Origin of the sequence: Calothrix sp. NIES-2098 (assembly GCF_963875125.1) — a bacterium.
Lineage (GTDB): Bacteria > Cyanobacteriota > Cyanobacteriia > Cyanobacteriales > Nostocaceae > Aulosira.
This window is the reverse complement of the sequence record NZ_CAWNKJ010000001.1, coordinates 3,406,521-3,423,595: the sequence shown is the minus strand read 5'-3', so window position 1 is coordinate 3,423,595 and position 17,075 is coordinate 3,406,521. Positions and strand designations below refer to the sequence as shown.

At 38.9% G+C, this 17,075-nt stretch carries 12 protein-coding genes; 8 read left to right on the top strand and 4 right to left on the bottom strand.

The annotated features are described in order from the left end of the window. Nucleotides 1-4: 4 nt before the first annotated feature. Nucleotides 5-1,333 carry a sensor histidine kinase gene (locus tag AACU33_RS14295; RefSeq protein WP_096589328.1) on the top strand — a complete coding sequence of 443 codons (1,329 nt, stop codon included), beginning with the start codon at nucleotides 5-7 and terminating at the stop codon, nucleotides 1,331-1,333. Between the two features lie 211 nt (nucleotides 1,334-1,544). After that, nucleotides 1,545-3,578 (top strand): FAD-dependent oxidoreductase, encoded by a 2,034-nt coding sequence (locus AACU33_RS14290; protein ID WP_096589327.1) that lies wholly within the window; start codon nucleotides 1,545-1,547, stop codon nucleotides 3,576-3,578. 106 nt (nucleotides 3,579-3,684) lie between these two features. Here the strand turns inward: AACU33_RS14290 and AACU33_RS14285 are convergent, their stop codons facing one another. Further along, on the bottom strand, nucleotides 3,685-3,957 hold the full coding sequence (locus AACU33_RS14285) for a hypothetical protein (protein WP_096589326.1): 273 nt from the start codon (nucleotides 3,955-3,957) through the stop codon (nucleotides 3,685-3,687). Between the two features lie 383 nt (nucleotides 3,958-4,340). Between AACU33_RS14285 and AACU33_RS14280 the strand changes: the two genes are divergently transcribed. From AACU33_RS14280 to AACU33_RS14260, 5 genes are all read left to right on the top strand, one after another. Further along, nucleotides 4,341-5,099 (top strand): alpha/beta fold hydrolase, encoded by a 759-nt coding sequence (locus AACU33_RS14280; protein ID WP_096589325.1) that lies wholly within the window; start codon nucleotides 4,341-4,343, stop codon nucleotides 5,097-5,099. A 264-nt stretch (nucleotides 5,100-5,363) separates the two neighbouring features. Next, nucleotides 5,364-6,026 carry a TVP38/TMEM64 family protein gene (locus AACU33_RS14275; protein ID WP_096589324.1) on the top strand — a complete coding sequence of 221 codons (663 nt, stop codon included), beginning with the start codon at nucleotides 5,364-5,366 and terminating at the stop codon, nucleotides 6,024-6,026. 7 nt (nucleotides 6,027-6,033) lie between these two features. After that, entirely contained in the window at nucleotides 6,034-7,017 is a 984-nt protein-coding gene (locus AACU33_RS14270; protein ID WP_096589323.1) for a glycosyltransferase family 2 protein, read from the top strand. Between the two features lie 302 nt (nucleotides 7,018-7,319). Next, complete coding sequence (locus tag AACU33_RS14265) at nucleotides 7,320-7,916, top strand: hypothetical protein (RefSeq protein WP_096589322.1); 597 nt, start codon at nucleotides 7,320-7,322, stop codon at nucleotides 7,914-7,916. 95 nt (nucleotides 7,917-8,011) lie between these two features. Next, nucleotides 8,012-8,830: a carbonic anhydrase gene (locus AACU33_RS14260; protein WP_096589321.1), complete on the top strand. Its 819-nt coding sequence runs from the start codon at nucleotides 8,012-8,014 to the stop codon at nucleotides 8,828-8,830. Nucleotides 8,831-8,933: 103 nt separating this feature from the next. On the opposite strand, the gene AACU33_RS14255 is transcribed toward AACU33_RS14260, so the two are convergent. Further along, on the bottom strand, nucleotides 8,934-9,719 hold the full coding sequence (locus AACU33_RS14255) for an MGMT family protein (protein WP_096589320.1): 786 nt from the start codon (nucleotides 9,717-9,719) through the stop codon (nucleotides 8,934-8,936). A 224-nt stretch (nucleotides 9,720-9,943) separates the two neighbouring features. Here AACU33_RS14255 and AACU33_RS14250 point away from each other — a divergent pair, with 224 nt between their 5' ends. Then, nucleotides 9,944-10,543, top strand: a complete 600-nt coding sequence (locus AACU33_RS14250) for a hypothetical protein (RefSeq protein ID WP_096589319.1) — start codon at nucleotides 9,944-9,946, stop codon at nucleotides 10,541-10,543. A 420-nt stretch (nucleotides 10,544-10,963) separates the two neighbouring features. On the opposite strand, the gene AACU33_RS14245 is transcribed toward AACU33_RS14250, so the two are convergent. Together AACU33_RS14245 and AACU33_RS14240 are read right to left on the bottom strand one after the other, a co-directional pair. Then, nucleotides 10,964-11,098 carry a hypothetical protein gene (locus tag AACU33_RS14245; protein ID WP_339376003.1) on the bottom strand — a complete coding sequence of 45 codons (135 nt, stop codon included), beginning with the start codon at nucleotides 11,096-11,098 and terminating at the stop codon, nucleotides 10,964-10,966. A 498-nt stretch (nucleotides 11,099-11,596) separates the two neighbouring features. After that, a complete protein-coding gene (locus tag AACU33_RS14240; protein ID WP_096589318.1) occupies nucleotides 11,597-17,032 on the bottom strand; it encodes a trifunctional serine/threonine-protein kinase/ATP-binding protein/sensor histidine kinase in 5,436 nt (1,811 codons plus the stop codon). Between the last annotated feature and the right edge of the window lie 43 nt (nucleotides 17,033-17,075).

The following is a 17,075-nucleotide window of genomic DNA, read 5'->3' as shown; positions in this document are numbered from 1 at the left end:
AACTATGAATCTTGTAACTGAACAAACAGCCACAGTTCTGATTGTTGATGATAATCCTGCCAATTTAGGCGTCTTATCTGATGCCCTCGATCAAGCTGGCTTAGAAGTGTGGGTAGCGAAATCTGGGAAGGTAGCTTTAGAAAGAGTTACCTATGCAATACCCGATCTAATTTTGTTGGATGTGATGATGCCAGAGATGGATGGCTTTGAAACTTGTCGTCAGTTAAAGGCTAATTTAGCAACCAAAGATATTCCGATTATCTTTATGACCGCGCTTTCTGATACTGCTAACAAAATTGAAGGTTTTGAAGTTGGTGCTGTAGACTACATTACCAAACCTTTTCAACAAGAAGAAGTTTTATCGCGAGTTAAATTACACTTAAAACTGCACGATCTAGCGCAGAAATTAGAGCAGAAAAATACTTTATTAGAGCAGAAAGTTACAGAAGTTAGCCTAGCTTATGATGACCTACAACAAATGCAGATTAAGCTAATTCAAAGCGAGAAGCTGTCTAGCTTAGGACAGATGGTAGCAGGAATCGCTCATGAAATTAACAACCCCGTAAATTTTATTTATGGTAATCTCAGTCATGCTAATGAATATACTCAAGAAGTGCTGAATCTTCTGCACCTTTATCAACAAGAATATCCCAATCCTACACTCCGCATTCAAAAAGAACTAGAAACAACAGATTTAGAATTTATCGAAGATGATTTGTTAAAGCTGCTCAACTCAATGAATATCGGTGCAAAACGTATTCGAGAAATTGTTTACTCTATGCGGATTTTTTCGCGTGTAGATGATATGAATATGAGACCGATGAATATCCATGAGGGTATTGATAGTACATTGACAATTTTGAATTATCGCTTAAAAGCAAGACCAGAGCATCCTGGCATTGAAGTAGTTAAAGAATACGAACCTTTACCATTAGTTGATTGTTGTGCTGGACAAATTAACCAAGTGTTTATGAATGTACTTGCTAATGCCATTGATGCATTAGATGAATACAATCAACAGCGTTCATTTGAGGAAATCAAAAAAAATCCAAGTCGGATTAAAATTCGTACTGCCACGATTGGGGATGATTGGGTTGGTATTTACATTAGCGATAATGGCCCGGGAATTTGCGAAGATGTCAAAGCCAAGTTATTCGATCCCTTCTTTACAACTAAACCTTCTGGGAAAGGAACCGGATTAGGATTATCTATTAGTCACCAGATTATTACAGAAAAGCATGGTGGTAGTCTCTGTTGTCAATCTATCCCTGGTAAGGACACAGAATTTGTAATTAAAATTCCCGTGCAACAGCGAGTTCCTCAAGTTGCTTAAGTTTGGATTTGTCAAGAGTCAAGGGTCAAGCATTTCTTTTCCCTCTGCTTCCCCTAATCTTCTGTAAAAACAGCGATGGATAATTCTCTATTTGGAAGTCTCGGCGATCTCGGCAGATAATAATCTGGAAATTTCGAGAAAAAACTTGAGCTAAACATTTACCAGATGCTACCGTCTACAGTTGATATTGGATTTGAAGGAATTCACCAAAATGAAGTGTAGGCAAAAAATAGCTCAGGGACAGAAATCGCTCTTAAGTTTTAGCTTAATTTTTACTTTTCTCGCACCTTATTCTGCTATTAGTGCTGCACCACCAAGAAACCCCGACAAAACTGTAAATTGTGAGATTTTAGTTGTGGGTGGTGGACTTTCTGGTGCAGCTACAGCTTATGAGGGGTTGCTAGCCGGACGAACTGTATGTCTAACAGAAATTACCGACTGGCTAGGGGGACAAATTTCTGCTCAAGGGACATCTGCATTAGACGAAAGACCAACTCAAAGGGCGCGTCAATTTTATTCTCGCGGTTATTTGGAACTGCGCGATCGCATTCAGCGCAAGTACGGTAAACTCAACCCTGGTGACTGCTGGGTGAGTGACTCTTGTTTTCTTCCCCGTGATGCTCACAACATTTTGGTTCAGATGCTCAAAGATGCCGAAAAAAAAGGCAAAGGCAAGTTGCAATGGTTTGCAAATACGGTAATTAAAGATCTAGAAATTAGTAGTGATGGCAAAATAATTAATAGTGCGATCGCTATTCAACACCAACCAGCAAAAGGTGCGCCACCTCTCAATACTTATCCTTTATCTCAAACCATTGAAGATGCCTATACCTACGGCAACTCATCACGGTTTAATAAAACTCTTATCCGCTTCGTACCCAAAAAAAATCCAAAAACCGCGTCGAATTGGTATGTTGTAGATGCTAGCGAAACAGGGGAAATAATTGCGCTGGCTGATGTTCCCTACCGCTTAGGTATTGATGCGCGTTCCTACTTAGAGCCGTCTGCTTCTAGCCCCCAAAACGATCCCTATTGTCCTCAAGGTTTTACCTACACCTTTGCAATGGAGGCTACCAAAGACTCGCAACCCCAAACAATGCCTCCCTATTATCCCCAATATGCGCCATATTTCAGCTATGAATTGCAACGCTTGGCAAACTTTGATTTAGTTTTCACCTACCGTCGTATTTGGAGTCCTAAAAAAGGACAACCAGAAAAATTTGGGGGTGTAAATTTTATTGCTCCCACTCCTGGGGATATCTCCATGCAAAACTGGACTTGGGGTAATGACTACCGCCCCGGAACTGCTGCCGATAATTTAATTTATACTCGCCAACAGTTAGCCAGTACTGGACAGTTGCAGCCTGGTGGTTGGATGGGGGGACTGAGAACAGATACTTTGCGTAAAGCTGAGGAAAATGCTCTCTCCTATTATTACTGGCTAGTTGCTGGGACAACAGATTCTCAATTAGGAAACGGTGTCAAGCAGCCGCGACCAAATAACCGTTTGTTAACAGGCTTAAATTCCCCAATGGGGACAGTGTCTGGCCTGTCGAAATATCCTTATATGCGAGAAGGACGGCGAATTATTGGCCGCCCCAGCTGGGGACAACCCTCTGGCTTTGGCATCTGGGAAATTGATATATCTCGCCGCAACTATAATGATGAATATTACCGCAAAACCCTGCCCGCAGATATGTATCGGCAGTTAAGAGCAGCACTAGCAGGTTTAGAAGCAACATCGGTAATTTCCGGGCAAATTTCACCAGATAAAGCAATGCGGCGGACTCGTTCTACCGTTTTCCCCGACGCTATAGGTATCGGTCACTACGCCATCGATTTTCATCCCTGCATGACGCAAAGCCCTCCAGAAACACCAGGTAATACAGAACGTGCTGGTGAAAGACGCGGTGCGGGTCAAGCTTATCCCTTCCAAATTGCCCTCAGGGCAATGATTCCTCAGAAAATTGATAATTTAATTGTCGGCGGTAAAAGTATTGCTAGCAGTCATATTGCTGCTGCTGCCTATCGCGTACACTCTTTTGAATGGTCTGCTGGTGCAGCTGCGGGGACAATAGCAGCCTTTGCGATTAACAATGCTGTAGCACCCTATCAATTGGTGGATGACTTACCTAAACCAGAACCGCAATTAGAAGCGCTGAAACGTCTTTTAGAAAAAAATGGCAATCCTACAGCTTTTCCTGACACTTCAATTTTTAACCAAAACTGGGAAGATTGGAAGTAGAACGTGAATTGTTAGATTTATATAAACAAAGTCCGCCTACGCGGACTTTGGTACAAGAAATATTGAAAACTAATACAAAATTCACATAGCAAAGAATGTGGATTTATCATGATTTAGTTTTGTCATTTAGCTGGTTTGCTGGAGTTTCTACTTGCAAAGTGTCCCCTTGTTTTTTAACAGAAAAGTCAGGTTCGCTTTTGCTAGTTTGTGCCAGTCCAGCAGCCCCAGCAATTGCGGTTCCAGCAAGACCAAGACCCGCAGACCATTTTGCATCTGTGATGTTGGGTGAAACTAAAACAGCAACTCCAATTACGGCTCCAACAGTAGCCATAAATATGGGGGTGATAGCGCGGATAAATTCTGGGGTAAGAGATTTCATAGAAGTTCAATTATAGAGTTGAATTTTATCTGGATTTAAATACCCACTAGCATTTGCAAATTCCAGAATTTTCTCCTATTGTTATTACTTGAATTAATTTCTTGGAGAAGCGATCGCTTTGTATGGTTCGCTCGACAAGAACCGGAGAAATTGATGCGATCGCTGGTCAGACATCTTCATCAAGAGTTCATAAGTACTAATCAGAGATTGCTTTCAGTTAGGACAGTTTCCCTGGCTTGTTCACTTTACTGCAAAGCAGAAAAAGTTCACGCAGGCTAGCACGAATCAAGACTTTTTGTTGGCTGTACTAGCATGAGGTTGAAAATTGCTGAAAAATAAGACAAGTTAGGAAACTCGCACACCATTACTATTAATCAATTGATATGAGTCTTTTTTGTCTAGTTCACGGCGCTTTCCAAGGTACGTGGTGTTGGGATTTGCTCATTCCCTACTTGGAAGCCAAGGGTCACAAAACTGTTGCGATGGATTTGCCAATTGAAAATGCATCTACTACCCTGTCTCAAATGGCGGATGTAGTAATTCAAGCACTGCCAAAAACTGATGATGATATTGTGCTAGTTGGTCACTCAATGGCTGGTACGATAATTCCTCTGGTTGCAGAAGCGGTAAAAGTGCGTCAATTAGTATTTGTGGCTGCGCTGCTCCCGTATCCTGGAGTCAGTACACTCGATCAATTTGCGCATCATCTCGATTCTGATACGCTTAGATCGTTCAATTACCAACCAAAAGACCCCAGTCAACTCGAACAGTTCCACTCTGAGCCTTATATGTATGAACCAGCTTCCGTAGGAAAAGATTATGCAGACGCAGCAGTATTACGGGATTTTTTCTATCATGATTGTCAACCGGATATAGCCCAGTGGGCAATCTCGAAAAGTCGTTCGCAACAATTTATGGGATATATTTTTGAACTGCATCCTTTAAAAGCTTTTCCTACGATTGAACATAAATATATTGTTTGTAGCGATGACCGCATCTTATCTCCTACATGGTCACGCTATGCTGCAAGCCAGCGTTTAGGAGTTGAGGCGATTGAAATAGCTTCTGGGCATTGTCCGCATCTATCTCACCCTGAAGTTTTAGCATCAATATTAACTAATTTTTTGAGTAGTTTTATTTGAGGTAAAAACAGAACTAATTTAACTTGCTCGTCGTCACTCGATTAAAAACATAATGGATATCAATACTTGTCGGTTAAGGCGAAAAGTTAGACCAAATCAAATAATGTTTGCGACACATCAATAATATTCTAGAGGTCACGGCAGTGCCGTACCCCTACAATCTGTCGCATTCTTTTTTCAAATTGGTATTACCTTTTAACATTTTCTCTAAACCAAATTCTGATTGCAAATTACTTAACCGCGTAGTATTGGGATAATTTATTGATGTTGAATTTTAAAACTAGTTTTACTTTATTGTTTTTAGTTTGCTTAGTAGCTACTGCACTGACAGCCTATTTTTTAGGAGGAATTAATCCCGATTTAATTAAGTTGTGGTTGAAAAACTCTGGTATTTGGGCACCTGTGACTTATGTGGTAATTTATGTGGTAGCAACAATATTAGTTCTGCCTTCCACAGCATTAAATTTAACGGGGGGAGCGATTTTTGGCCCTTGGTTAGGAACATTTTGGACAAGTGTAGCTGCCATTTTGGCCGCGATCGCGTCTTTTATCTTTGCGCGGACAATTGGGTATGAAATTGTGTCGCGGCGGCTAGCAGGGCGTTGGCAGGCGATCGATGCAGAAGTACGTCAGGGTGGGGTATTTTATATGTTTGCCATTCGCCTTGTACCGATTATGCCCTATGGATTAGTAAATTTTGCTGCTGGTTTGACATCCGTGAGCTTCAAAGATTACCTGATCGGCACTATTTTGGGAACGGTACCGGGGGTATTACCATTTGTTCTATTGGGTAGTTCCGGCTTAAAAGCAATCCGTACCGGAGAGGTCATGCCCCTGGTTGGTGCTTTAGCATTGCTGGGAATGCTAGTCGCTGGATCTACCTGGTATCGCCGTCATCGTACTTTTCCCTTTCGTCGCAAACGTTAAGTTAATCATGCTACCTAAGTATTCTTTTATCGTACCGATCTACAACGAAGAAGATACCATTGCAGAAATGTATCGCCGGATTTCGATGGTGATGAATCGCATGGATGGTGCGGTAGAGTTGTGTTTGGTGAACGATGGCAGCCGCGATCGCTCTTTACAAATGATCCGGGAATTGCATCAAAAAGATCCGCGTGTGGTTTACTTAAGCCTGGCGCGGAATTTTGGTCATCAAATTGCTGTCACCGCCGGGCTAAATTTTGCCCGCGGACAAGTAGTAGTCATTCTCGATGCTGATTTACAAGATCCACCCGAATTAATTCCCGATATGGTGGAAAAATGGCGACAAGGATATCAAATTGTCTACGCCCAACGCATCCAACGCCGCCAAGAAGGCTGGTTTAAGCGCTTCACCGCCTATGCTTTTTATCGCATTCTCAAAAATCTAGCAGATGTAGATATTCCCACAGACACGGGGGATTTTTGCTTATTAGATCGTAAAGTTGTCGATGTGCTAAATACCATGTCAGAGCGTAATCGCTACATTCGGGGATTACGCGCTTGGGTGGGTTTTAATCAAATAGCTATCAAGTTTGAGCGAGATCCGCGGTTTGCAGGTGATGTTAAATATACATTTCGTAAATCTTTAGCATTGGCAATCAACGGACTGGTTTCTTTTTCTAAAGTACCGCTGCGACTTTCAACTTATATGGGATTTTTAGCAGCAATAGTTTCATTGTTAATGTGCGTGCTGGTTTTGTACTGGCGACTTTTTGTGCCTCATTCCCCTTTAACGGGAATCGCTATTATCATGATGGCTATTTTCTTTTTAGCAGCTGTGCAACTATTTAGTATTGGCATTTTGGGTGAATATGTTGGGCGGATTTATGAAGAAGTTAAACAACGACCCCTATATACCCTAGCGGAAGTAGCAGGTTTTTATGAGGAGTATCAGCATAGTCAAAAACCCATGAGCGTGGTTGAAGAGAAATAGTCGGTAAGTCTTCTGCGCTCTTCGATTAGGTTTAAAATCCTTAGTTATGCCTTCCCAACACAGCATTTTCATAGCAGCTAATCAGAGCGATCACACCGCAGAAAAATTCCAATATCTTTCCCTCCTAATACTACTCCATTAGGTAGAAGCGAAATTATCTACTAATAATTTAAAGTAAACGCATTAAAGTAATACTACTTTTTTATGCGCCTAGAATTTCTCGGTGTGAGATGTTTATAAGTCTCAAATAGTAGGAACTTTAATAGTTAAATAAACTCAGTATTCAGCATATTAATAGTCAAATGTATAGTCAAAATTACAGCGATAATCTTGCGATCGCAAAATCATGGCTGAGTAAAGCAACGCTTTTAACACTGTTTGCAACTGGAATTAGTGCTTGTGCGACCGAACCAAAGCAACCTGATGTTGTTGTTGTTCCTACGCCACAAGCAACGGTTACTGTCACTGCTACACCACAGCCAACCACTACCGTTGTTGTTACCCCTAGTCCACAAGTAACAACTGTTGTGCAGACAGAACCAATCACAGACGTATTAGTCATTACCAACGCTAATAAACAAACACTTGTCAATAGACCAGTACAGTTTAGCAATGTCAGGGTTCAAAGCGTAGTAGGCGATCGCACTTTCTGGGTAGGTTCCAGTAATACTCAACGAGTATTTGTAGTTTTGGCTCCCAAACTCGATGCGGGAAGCGCTGAACAGAAAATTGTTGTCAAACCAGGACAAACTTTAGATTTAGCAGGTGTACTCAAATCAGTACCTAGCGTCAAACAAGCGCAACAGCAATGGAAAGGTTTAACTGCTACTGAAGCTCAAGGATTAAAAAACCAAGTAGTCTACTTAGAAGCAAATCAAATTAGGTTTAAATCCAGCTGATCGGTAGATAATACTATTGGTGTAATTTTCTTATTGAAGATTCCGGTTGTTATCAGCAACGCTCAATAGTATTACTGGTTCACTTAGGTATTCCTATGAAAAAATTGATTAAAGGCCTGCGCGACTTTAAAAGTAGTTATTTTCGTGCTAATGAAGAACTTTTTGAACAACTTTCTCATGGTCAAAAGCCCAGAGTACTATTTATTACTTGTTCCGATTCGCGTATCGATCCCAACCTGATTACTCAAGCCGGTTTGGGCGAATTATTTGTTATTCGCAACGCAGGTAACATTATTCCACCATTTGGCGCTACTAATGGCGGTGAAGGAGCGACGATTGAATATGCTATTCAAGCATTAGATATTCAACAAATAATTGTCTGCGGTCACTCACATTGTGGTGCCATGAAAGGGTTAATGAAATTAGACAGCTTGCGGGTAGAAATGCCGCTTGTACATGACTGGCTTAAATATGCAGAAGCAACCCGACGGTTGGTGAAAGACAACTACAACCACTACGAAGGAGAAGAACTTTTAGAAATAATTATTGCTGAAAATGTACTCACCCAAATCGAAAATCTCCGCACTTATCCGGTGATTCGCTCGAAAATCTACCAAGGAAAACTGAGTATTTATGCTTGGATTTATCAAATTGAAGCAGGAGAGGTTTTGGTATACGATCCACAACAGCACGCCTATGTTTTGCTTCACAATCAGCTTTCTCCATCAGATATAGATGAGACTTTAGTTAGCCCACCTCTAGATAGCAATGTGGAAATTCATGTCAGTAGAACTCCACAACTTCCGTTGCAATTGCCACAGCACAATCCTAATTCTGAACATGAATGGTTTCCAATGACAATACTTTCTCCAGAGCAAATGGAGCGAATTTATCGCGGTTCAAGAACACAGTAAAAATGTAGATACAACACTATAAACTTGTAATTTCTGCGATTTATTCCACAGTTATTCCTGTTTGCATCTCATATTTTATGGGCAACTTTTTAGTGCCAAATTTTTAATTTAAGTAAAGACTCTGGTTTCGATACAAGTATTTATTCAAATCTACAAAATATCTATTTGTATTGGTAGATAAATCCTGCTCGTTTAAAACTTCAATGTTTTCGGAATTTAAGTTGTCCATTTGATGCGGAATATATCTAATCAAATAACCTTGAGAATCTAATATTCTGTGGATTGGATAATCAGCAGCAGATGTTTTTTTGAGATATGTAGGAATAGCTCGAATATAGCTATTATCTACTCCAATTGCTGCAATTATCTGTTTGTATGTTACTACTTTGCCCGACGGTACTTTTACTATAAATTCTAGAAAGCGTTCATATGGTTTTTCAGATAATGCTGGAAATACTTCATTATGAATTTGAAGATTATTCCCAACATGGAGTTTGCCTGAATTGATAATGACGCCTAAAATACCTCTTTTAAATTGAATACTCTTTAAAGAATCAACCAAATGAGCTATGCGCTTACACGGTTCGCAATGAAAGGTTAAACGAATAGCAGCACCACTATCAAAACTTATGAGAGAGCCAGGAGTAAAATTTTCAGATTTTACCCCTGCTATGACAATATTTTCTCTTAATTCGCCAGGTGGAATGGCAAAATCTGTAATATCTTCATGCCTAACAATTAAAACTTGTCTGGGGCTGATTGAGTTAGCATTAATATCTCCTTCTATACCATGACCTACTTTTAGATTAAGTTCCTCAACTTCTCTCATTACTGAACCATGTTTCTGTTTAATAAAAAGATGTCGAATATAACTATTATCGTGAGACATAAAAGAATTAACCTAAAATCAATAAAGTTTAAAGTTAAGTCATGCTTAAAAATGCTAATATACTTGACATTATAGATAAAAATACTTAAAGCTATAGCCTTGCTTTAAAATGCAAGTTAATAAAAGTTAGGCTAAGAATTTTCTTCTTCAAATGTTACTTGCATCTGTAAATAGGGAATTTTAACGAAAGGAAGATATTTTCTCTATTTGATGTTTGATTAATTATGCCAAAGTTCAATATATTGCATTCCAACGGTAAAAAATTGCAACAATCTCGTTGGCCTCTATGGTTGCCTTATCCTACTTGTTGGTTAAAATCACTAATTTTAGCTGTATTTTTACGATTTATTACATATATAGCTGAGATGATTGTAAAAACAGGATATCGTGTTGCCCATTTTGCCAACAGTCTAGAGTTAGTTATTTTATTTACAATAATAACAATTGTTTCTCCAATTCCAATCATTGCATTTACTCATCACTTGTTACATTTGTTTTTAAGTCGTTTTATTTCAGAAGCTCAAGCTCCAGAAATAGGTAATACAAAAGGCTTACTACCAAAATTGATGAGTTGGTGGGAAGGATTATATGGCTGGCTTGTTATCATTTTATCTACATTGATTTCAGCTTTCTTCTGTACTTTGTTATTACCTTTTTTTAAAGATAATTATCTAAAAAATATTGAAGATTATACAAATTTTGACCAAAACATAGTTGTAATATTTGGAATTATTTGGTTGATTCAAGCAGCGTTCATCTATCAGGTTGAATATTTAGTTAGGCATCGGTTCATATCTGTATACTCTAAGGTTAAAGAAGGTTGAAGCTTTACCTAAGAGTGAAGACAAAGATGGGTGCTGCTGCTAGCAGTTCTTTAGCATAATCTAAATTAATTTGTAGTGCAGACACAGACGCCAATTGGTTTGTCACCTCCAAAATACTGAAGGTTTCAACATGAAATCCTTGGGCTTGAGCTAATTGTTTTGTGTGGTTAAGATTTTCAAAATCATTGTCTGTGAATTGTCGTTGAGCTAAACTTCCAATTTTCTGTTCGCTCGCTTTATATCGCGCTTCAATAAACTACTTATTGCTTAACAGTCAAACTCCGAGTAAAAAGCAGCATCATTGGTGTTCGGAACTCGAAGTTTCGACCTCAGAACTGGAAATTTTGAGTTCAAATCTCAACTTAACATTTACTGGGAGTGCAGAATCCTTCTCCTGAAAGAGTTGCCGCCCGGATTAATTCAATGGGAAATTTGGGAGTGCGATCGCTGCAACTGTGGACGTAGATGTGTGATTTGTTTCTCACCCAAAGCATTCTTGTCGTTGCTCTTAACTGATAAGGCAACTCCACTATTATTAATATCTAATAAGCTCATTAAAATCTCTTTTATATTTACATTAAAGTCAATCTAAAATCTTCTATATTAATCAAATCGATATTTGTTGAAACTGCTTTTCCTTCGCATTTCCAAAAACTTTGTCTATTTATACCAATTCAAATAATGTTTGCTACAAATAAATTCTTTGTAGGGGCACGGCACCGACAATCTTTTGGTATATCAAATTATCTTACTGATGCCGTGCCCCTACTCATCTGTCGCATTCTTTTTTCAAACTGGTATTAGTAGTATAAAAATATTTTGATGAGTCTGACTTCTACCAAAGGAATAGAACTATTGTCGTTATGAAAAGGCAGAACGAGAAGAGGTTTTTTAGGAAATTTAGTTTTCGTTATATATTTTGATTTTTATGCTTCTCTACTTAGTATCGGATACAAGAATAAGTAAAAATGCTTGTTTTTTTTAGAAAGAAATAGTGCAAGCGCATAGAAGTAGAGAGAGCTAGAACTATTTATTTCTGCTCCCTCTACTGCGTTATCCTACTGTAATGGGTAAGGTGATGATAAATTCTGTTCCTTGACCTGGTGTAGAGTTAACGTGAATTGAACCGCCATGTTTCTCAGCTATTACTTGATGGCTAATTGACAATCCTAAGCCTGTGCCTTTACCCACAGGTTTGGTAGTAAAAAAAGGATCGAATAAGCGCGATCGCATCTGCTCTGGAATACCAACTCCGTTATCAGCGATGGTAATCTGCACTTGATTTTCTGCTGTTTTGAGAGTGCGAATCCAAATCCGATTTGGGTTGTTAGTAATCTCATGAAAACTGCGACCCCGATTGCTCTGTTCTAAGGCATCGATCGCATTCACAAGCAAATTGATAAATACCTGATTAATTTCTCTAGCGTAACATTCTACTAAAGGTAGCTTGCCATATTGCTTGATAATTTCAATTGCTGGACGTTCAGCCTGTGCTTTGAGTCGATGTTGCAAAATTATTAAAGTATTATCAATACCTTCATGAAGATTCACAGCTTTGTATTCTGATTCATCCAAACGGGAAAAGTTACGTAAAGATAGAACTATTTGCCGAATTCGCTCAGAACCTACTTTCATCGATTTCAAAATACTTTGTAAATCGTCTTTCAAAAAATTAAATTCTAAGTTTTCTATTTCTGTTTGCAGAGATACAGGTGGCTGAGGATAGTGGCCTTGATAGGCATTAAATAACTGCAATAGGTCTTGTGTATATTGATGAATGTAATTTAGATTTCCATGAATAAAGTTAATCGGGTTGTTAATTTCGTGGGCAATTCCTGCTACAAGTTGTCCCAAAGCAGACATTTTTTCACTTTGTACCATCTGTGTTTGGGTGCGATGTAATTCTTTTAAGGTTGTTTGCAGTTGGTCATTTTTTCGGTTTAATTCTTGGGTGCGTTCTTTGACTCTGTCTTCTAATTGTGCGTACAACCGAGCATTTTCTAAGGAGATTGCTGCTTGAGATATCAATAAATGTAAAATTTCTAGGCGATCGCGTGTAAATGCTCCCACCGTCAGCTTATTTTCCAAATATAAAATCCCAATCAGCTTACCTTGGTTAAGAATTGGCGCACAGAGAATACTCTTGGGTGAATGTTGCCGAATATAAGGATCGGCCGCTAGGGTTGGTTCGACTGCTGCATTGTCGATCGCAACTAATGAAAGGGTATTTTTAACCTGATTGATCGGGGTAACGGGTACTGTTGGATTATCTTCAAAAGGTAGCGAACGCAAAACAGTGGTAGATTGTTCGAGTTGGCAAACAGCTTCAATAAACCAGCGATCGCCTTTTGGCATCAACAACGCACATTTATCAGCTCCAGCATTTTTGAGTATGACTTCAAGTAGAGTCGAGAGTAATTTATCCAACTCAATTTCACTCGACAGAGATTGAGAAACTTTGAGAATGCTGGACAAATCTAGGGATTCGGAAATGTTAGCTTTACTAAAGGTAGAAGTTTGGATTGTTTGCGAAGATGTAGAAGTTTTGATTACCGATGATTTGAAAGACTGTGATTGTCTTTGTAATATGGGTGCGAGTAGTTGGGGATAGCGGTTTTCTAAATCCACAACTTTGGCTGTGCTACCCCAGCGAGTATAACAGTAATATGCTTCGGTCATATAAGCTTGGGCGATTTTTTCTTTACCCCAACCGAGATAAAATTTGGCAGCTAGTTCGTTGGCTAATGCTTCTTCGCTGAAAAATTGGTTTTCCTTGGCTCCAGAAATGGCGCGATCGTAGTATTCAATAGCTTCTATTTGATTCGCTAAAACCCGATGGCGTTCGGCTTCAACTAGATCGTATTTATGCTGAAAATTCATCGGTGCAAATTTGGCTCGTAACTTGAGGTCTTCTTGATTGTTATTTACTTTCAATAGCAATTGACTTTTTTGCAGTTCTGTTGCAGTTGAATAAACAGCAAAATGAGATAAAGAATCGTAAAATAAGAAGACTGGTAAAAATAATAATCCTCCACTCCCCTTGAGATATTGTTCTGCTCTAGCTGCACTGTCTGCTGCTGCTGGGATACGATCGAATAAATAGGCGAGGATTAGCTTATTGAGGAAGAATACATGCAATGCTGTCTCATCATTTTCTTTGAGGAAAGCTAATAAGAGTTCTTCTTCATGAAAATATTCTCCCCTTAAAACTTCTGGACTATCCCTATATTCGGTCAAATTAATCATTGTTTGGTTTACGAGTTTAAACCAATTTAAGCTATTTTGATTGCCAAGAAAAATACATTCAATTTTCTTGAGTTCTTGTTGCAAAATAGCTAAGTTTTCTAGACCACTGAAATATTGATAATATATTTGAGCAATTTGGGATAAAAGTACATGAACTAAATCTCCAGCTTCCAATCCAAACTGATAGTTAGCCTTGAATAAGGCTACTGCATCTCGAATGTGCTGCTTGATATAAAGATTAAATCCACCAACTTTAAATGCTGTCATAGAGTAAACAGCTTTTACTTGAAATTTTTCCAAAATTCTCAAAGCAAGCTGGCTAAATTGATAGGCTAATTCTAGTTGATTCAAGCTATTCAATACAATGCCAAAATCTGCATACCCTGGCGCAGACAGAGGTGCATTGCCGTATTTGAGAAATAAATTCACCTGTTCGCAAGCAATGATGGGAAATAGTTGCGGAGCAGCAGTTTTGATGGAAGGCATAAGACTGGCTACGATCCGCAACGTTACTAATGCGTGAGGATCGTTCATTATGGGTAGATGAATTAAATCATCGATTTTCCTGTCTGCTAATTTGAGGAGCGTGTTTTCTACTTGTTGATGAATGTCCTCAGGAGTGGGTGATTCTGGTAATATCACTCCTAATTGTTGAAGAATTTCTCGTCCGATAGCGATCGCTTGCAGAGGTTGATATTGTACCTGATAAGCCTGGAGCTTAATTTCATAAACTTTAATTTTATCCATTAAGTTGGATGTATTTTGCTCAACCACTTGAATCAGAGATTCCATCTGCTCAAAATCGCTGTTGAGGAAGGTAACTTCAGCAGCTTCTTCATATAAGCTAAGACTCAGATCGGCAGCAATTTTCCAACTATTAGTTGTGAGTAAGTTAATTCCATAATGAAAGAAATTTAGTGCAGCACGATAAGCGGTTGCTTCTTTGGCTTTGCGACCAGCTTGTAAATTTAATTGAGCTAATTTTTGACGTTCATCGATCTGGGTAATTAGAGATTGACCGCTATTCAACTGACTGACAATTTCAAAAATTCGTTCTTGTTGCAAATCTTCAGAAGTATTTTGCCACAGCAATCGACCAATTTTGAGATGAGTCGATTGTTTTTGCTCTTCTGGAATTAAAGAGTAAGCCGCTTGTTGGACGCGATCGTGCAAAAACCGATAAATTGGATTACCTGTTGCATCAGCAACTGAACCATTATCAGACTGAATAAAGAACTTATAGATTTCTGTATTGGGAATAATTAAACCTTCTTGTAACGCTTTCCATAACGCGATCGCCGCATTTTCTAGAGATTTTTCAGAGATGATTGCCAAGGTCTGTAAATCGAACTGCGCTCCGATACAAGCTGCCAGTTTGAGTATATCTTGAGTTTCAGCAGGCAATTTTTGTAATTGCTGTGCCATAAACTCTACTACATTATCAGTTAGGGTTAAAGCTCTAACTTCAGCGATATTACATTCCCAATATCGTGCTTCCCAATTAAAAGTAATCTGTCCATCTTCATACAATGCTTTAAGAAATTGTGTAGCAAAAAATGGATTACCTTTAGTTTTATTGTAGACTAATTCTGTTAAGGGTTTAGCTAGAGATAATTCGCAATTTAGTGTATCAGCAACCAACTGATTCATATCCACTAGATTTAATGGTTGCAGTGTGATTGTATTAACTACTGCTCCAGTTTTAACGATATCATCTACAGTGATGATGAAAGGGTGAACTGGCGACACTTCATTATCTCGATACGCACCCAATATCAATAAATGCTTTGTGTCTTGCATCAACAGTTGTAGTAAGTTCAGAGATGCGAAATCTGCCCACTGTAAATCATCCAAAAACATCACTAAAGGATGTTCGGCAGACATAAAAACTTGGGTGAATTTCTGAAATAATAAATTAAATCTATTTTGGGCTGCTGTTCCTGATAGTTCTGAGGCTGGTGGTTGCTCGCCAATGATCTTGACTAATTCAGGAATAACTTCAATAAGTATCTGTCCATTTTCCCCAACAGCCGCTAATATCTTGCTTCTCCAAGCTTGCAGTTGTACGTCAGATTCACAGAGTAATTGCTCGATCAAATTGCGAAAAGCTTGGACAAAAGCAGACAAGGGTATGTTGCGTTGAAATTGATCGTATTTACCTTTAATAAAATAACCGCGTTGCCGTACAATTGGTTTGTGGACTTCATTAACTACGGCAGTTTTACCAATTCCAGAAAAACCCGCAACGAGCATGATTTCGGTTGCACCAAGGCTAACGCTTTCAAATGCTTGTAGGAGAATTTTAACTTCTTTTTCTCGTCCGTAGAGTTTTTCAGAAATCAGGAAGCGATCGCTAATATCTCGCTCGCCAAGTGGATAAGATTCAATCCTACCAGTGGTTTGTAATTGACTCAGGCAAATTTCTAGATCGTATTTTAAGCCCAAAGCACTTTGATAGCGGTTTTCGGCATTTTTCGCCATCAACTTACCGATGATTTGCGATAAAACTAACGGAATATTGGGATTGATTTGATGGATGGGAATAGGAGTTTTGGCTAAGTGACAATGCACTAACTCCATTGAATCATCACCAGCGAAAGGTAATTTTCCGGTCAGGAGTTCGTAAAAGGTGACGCCTAATGAGTAGAAGTCGCTGCGGTAATCAATCCCCCGGTTCATCCGTCCAGTTTGCTCTGGTGAAATATAAGCTAGAGTGCCTTCTAGGGTGTTAGCATTGCGGATTTCTTGAGTTTCTCGTGGAAGTAAAGATGCAATACTAAAGTCAATTAATTTAACTTGTTTGGTTTCAGGATTAATTAATATATTGGCTGGTTTAATATCTTTATGAATTACACCATGACGATAGAGAAGGTTTAAGGTATCGCATAGAGATATCGCAATTTGTAAAAACTCATCTAGAGATGGAATGCGATCGCTGTTGGTGAAATAATTCTTGAGGGAAATTCCCCCAAAGTCTTCCATGACTAATATATAACCATTTTGGAAAGGTTCTAGGTTATAGGTTTCGATGATTCCCGGTTGATGAAGATTTTTGACAAGAGTGTATTGATTGCGAAACTGCACCAGTTCGCTGAAACTAGGATAGGGATTTTTCAGCAGTTTAAGAACTACAGCTTGGCGATCGCTTTCTCGATAACCTCGATAAACCAGGGTTCTAGAGCCATTGTAGAGTTCTTCAGTTATTTGATACCCAGAAATACTCATTTTAGTAGTGCTAACCATGCTGAAATCCTGACTTGGTCTGGATTTAGTGTTCCCAGATCTT

What these genes read in the sequence shown, in the direction of transcription:
- AACU33_RS14255 (WP_096589320.1), bottom strand. Translation starts at nt 9,719, where the DNA reads ATGTCTCACGATAATAGTTATATTCGACATCTTTTTATTAAACAGAAA.
- AACU33_RS14250 (WP_096589319.1), top strand. Translation starts at nt 9,944, where the DNA reads ATGCCAAAGTTCAATATATTGCATTCCAACGGTAAAAAATTGCAACAA.
- AACU33_RS14245 (WP_339376003.1), bottom strand. Translation starts at nt 11,098, where the DNA reads ATGAGCTTATTAGATATTAATAATAGTGGAGTTGCCTTATCAGTTAAG.
- AACU33_RS14270 (WP_096589323.1), top strand. Translation starts at nt 6,034, where the DNA reads ATGCTACCTAAGTATTCTTTTATCGTACCGATCTACAACGAAGAAGAT.
- AACU33_RS14260 (WP_096589321.1), top strand. Translation starts at nt 8,012, where the DNA reads ATGAAAAAATTGATTAAAGGCCTGCGCGACTTTAAAAGTAGTTATTTT.
- AACU33_RS14265 (WP_096589322.1), top strand. Translation starts at nt 7,320, where the DNA reads ATGTATAGTCAAAATTACAGCGATAATCTTGCGATCGCAAAATCATGG.
- AACU33_RS14290 (WP_096589327.1), top strand. Translation starts at nt 1,545, where the DNA reads ATGAAGTGTAGGCAAAAAATAGCTCAGGGACAGAAATCGCTCTTAAGT.
- AACU33_RS14295 (WP_096589328.1), top strand. Translation starts at nt 5, where the DNA reads ATGAATCTTGTAACTGAACAAACAGCCACAGTTCTGATTGTTGATGAT.
- AACU33_RS14280 (WP_096589325.1), top strand. Translation starts at nt 4,341, where the DNA reads ATGAGTCTTTTTTGTCTAGTTCACGGCGCTTTCCAAGGTACGTGGTGT.
- AACU33_RS14275 (WP_096589324.1), top strand. Translation starts at nt 5,364, where the DNA reads ATGTTGAATTTTAAAACTAGTTTTACTTTATTGTTTTTAGTTTGCTTA.
- AACU33_RS14240 (WP_096589318.1), bottom strand. Translation starts at nt 17,032, where the DNA reads ATGGTTAGCACTACTAAAATGAGTATTTCTGGGTATCAAATAACTGAA.
- AACU33_RS14285 (WP_096589326.1), bottom strand. Translation starts at nt 3,957, where the DNA reads ATGAAATCTCTTACCCCAGAATTTATCCGCGCTATCACCCCCATATTT.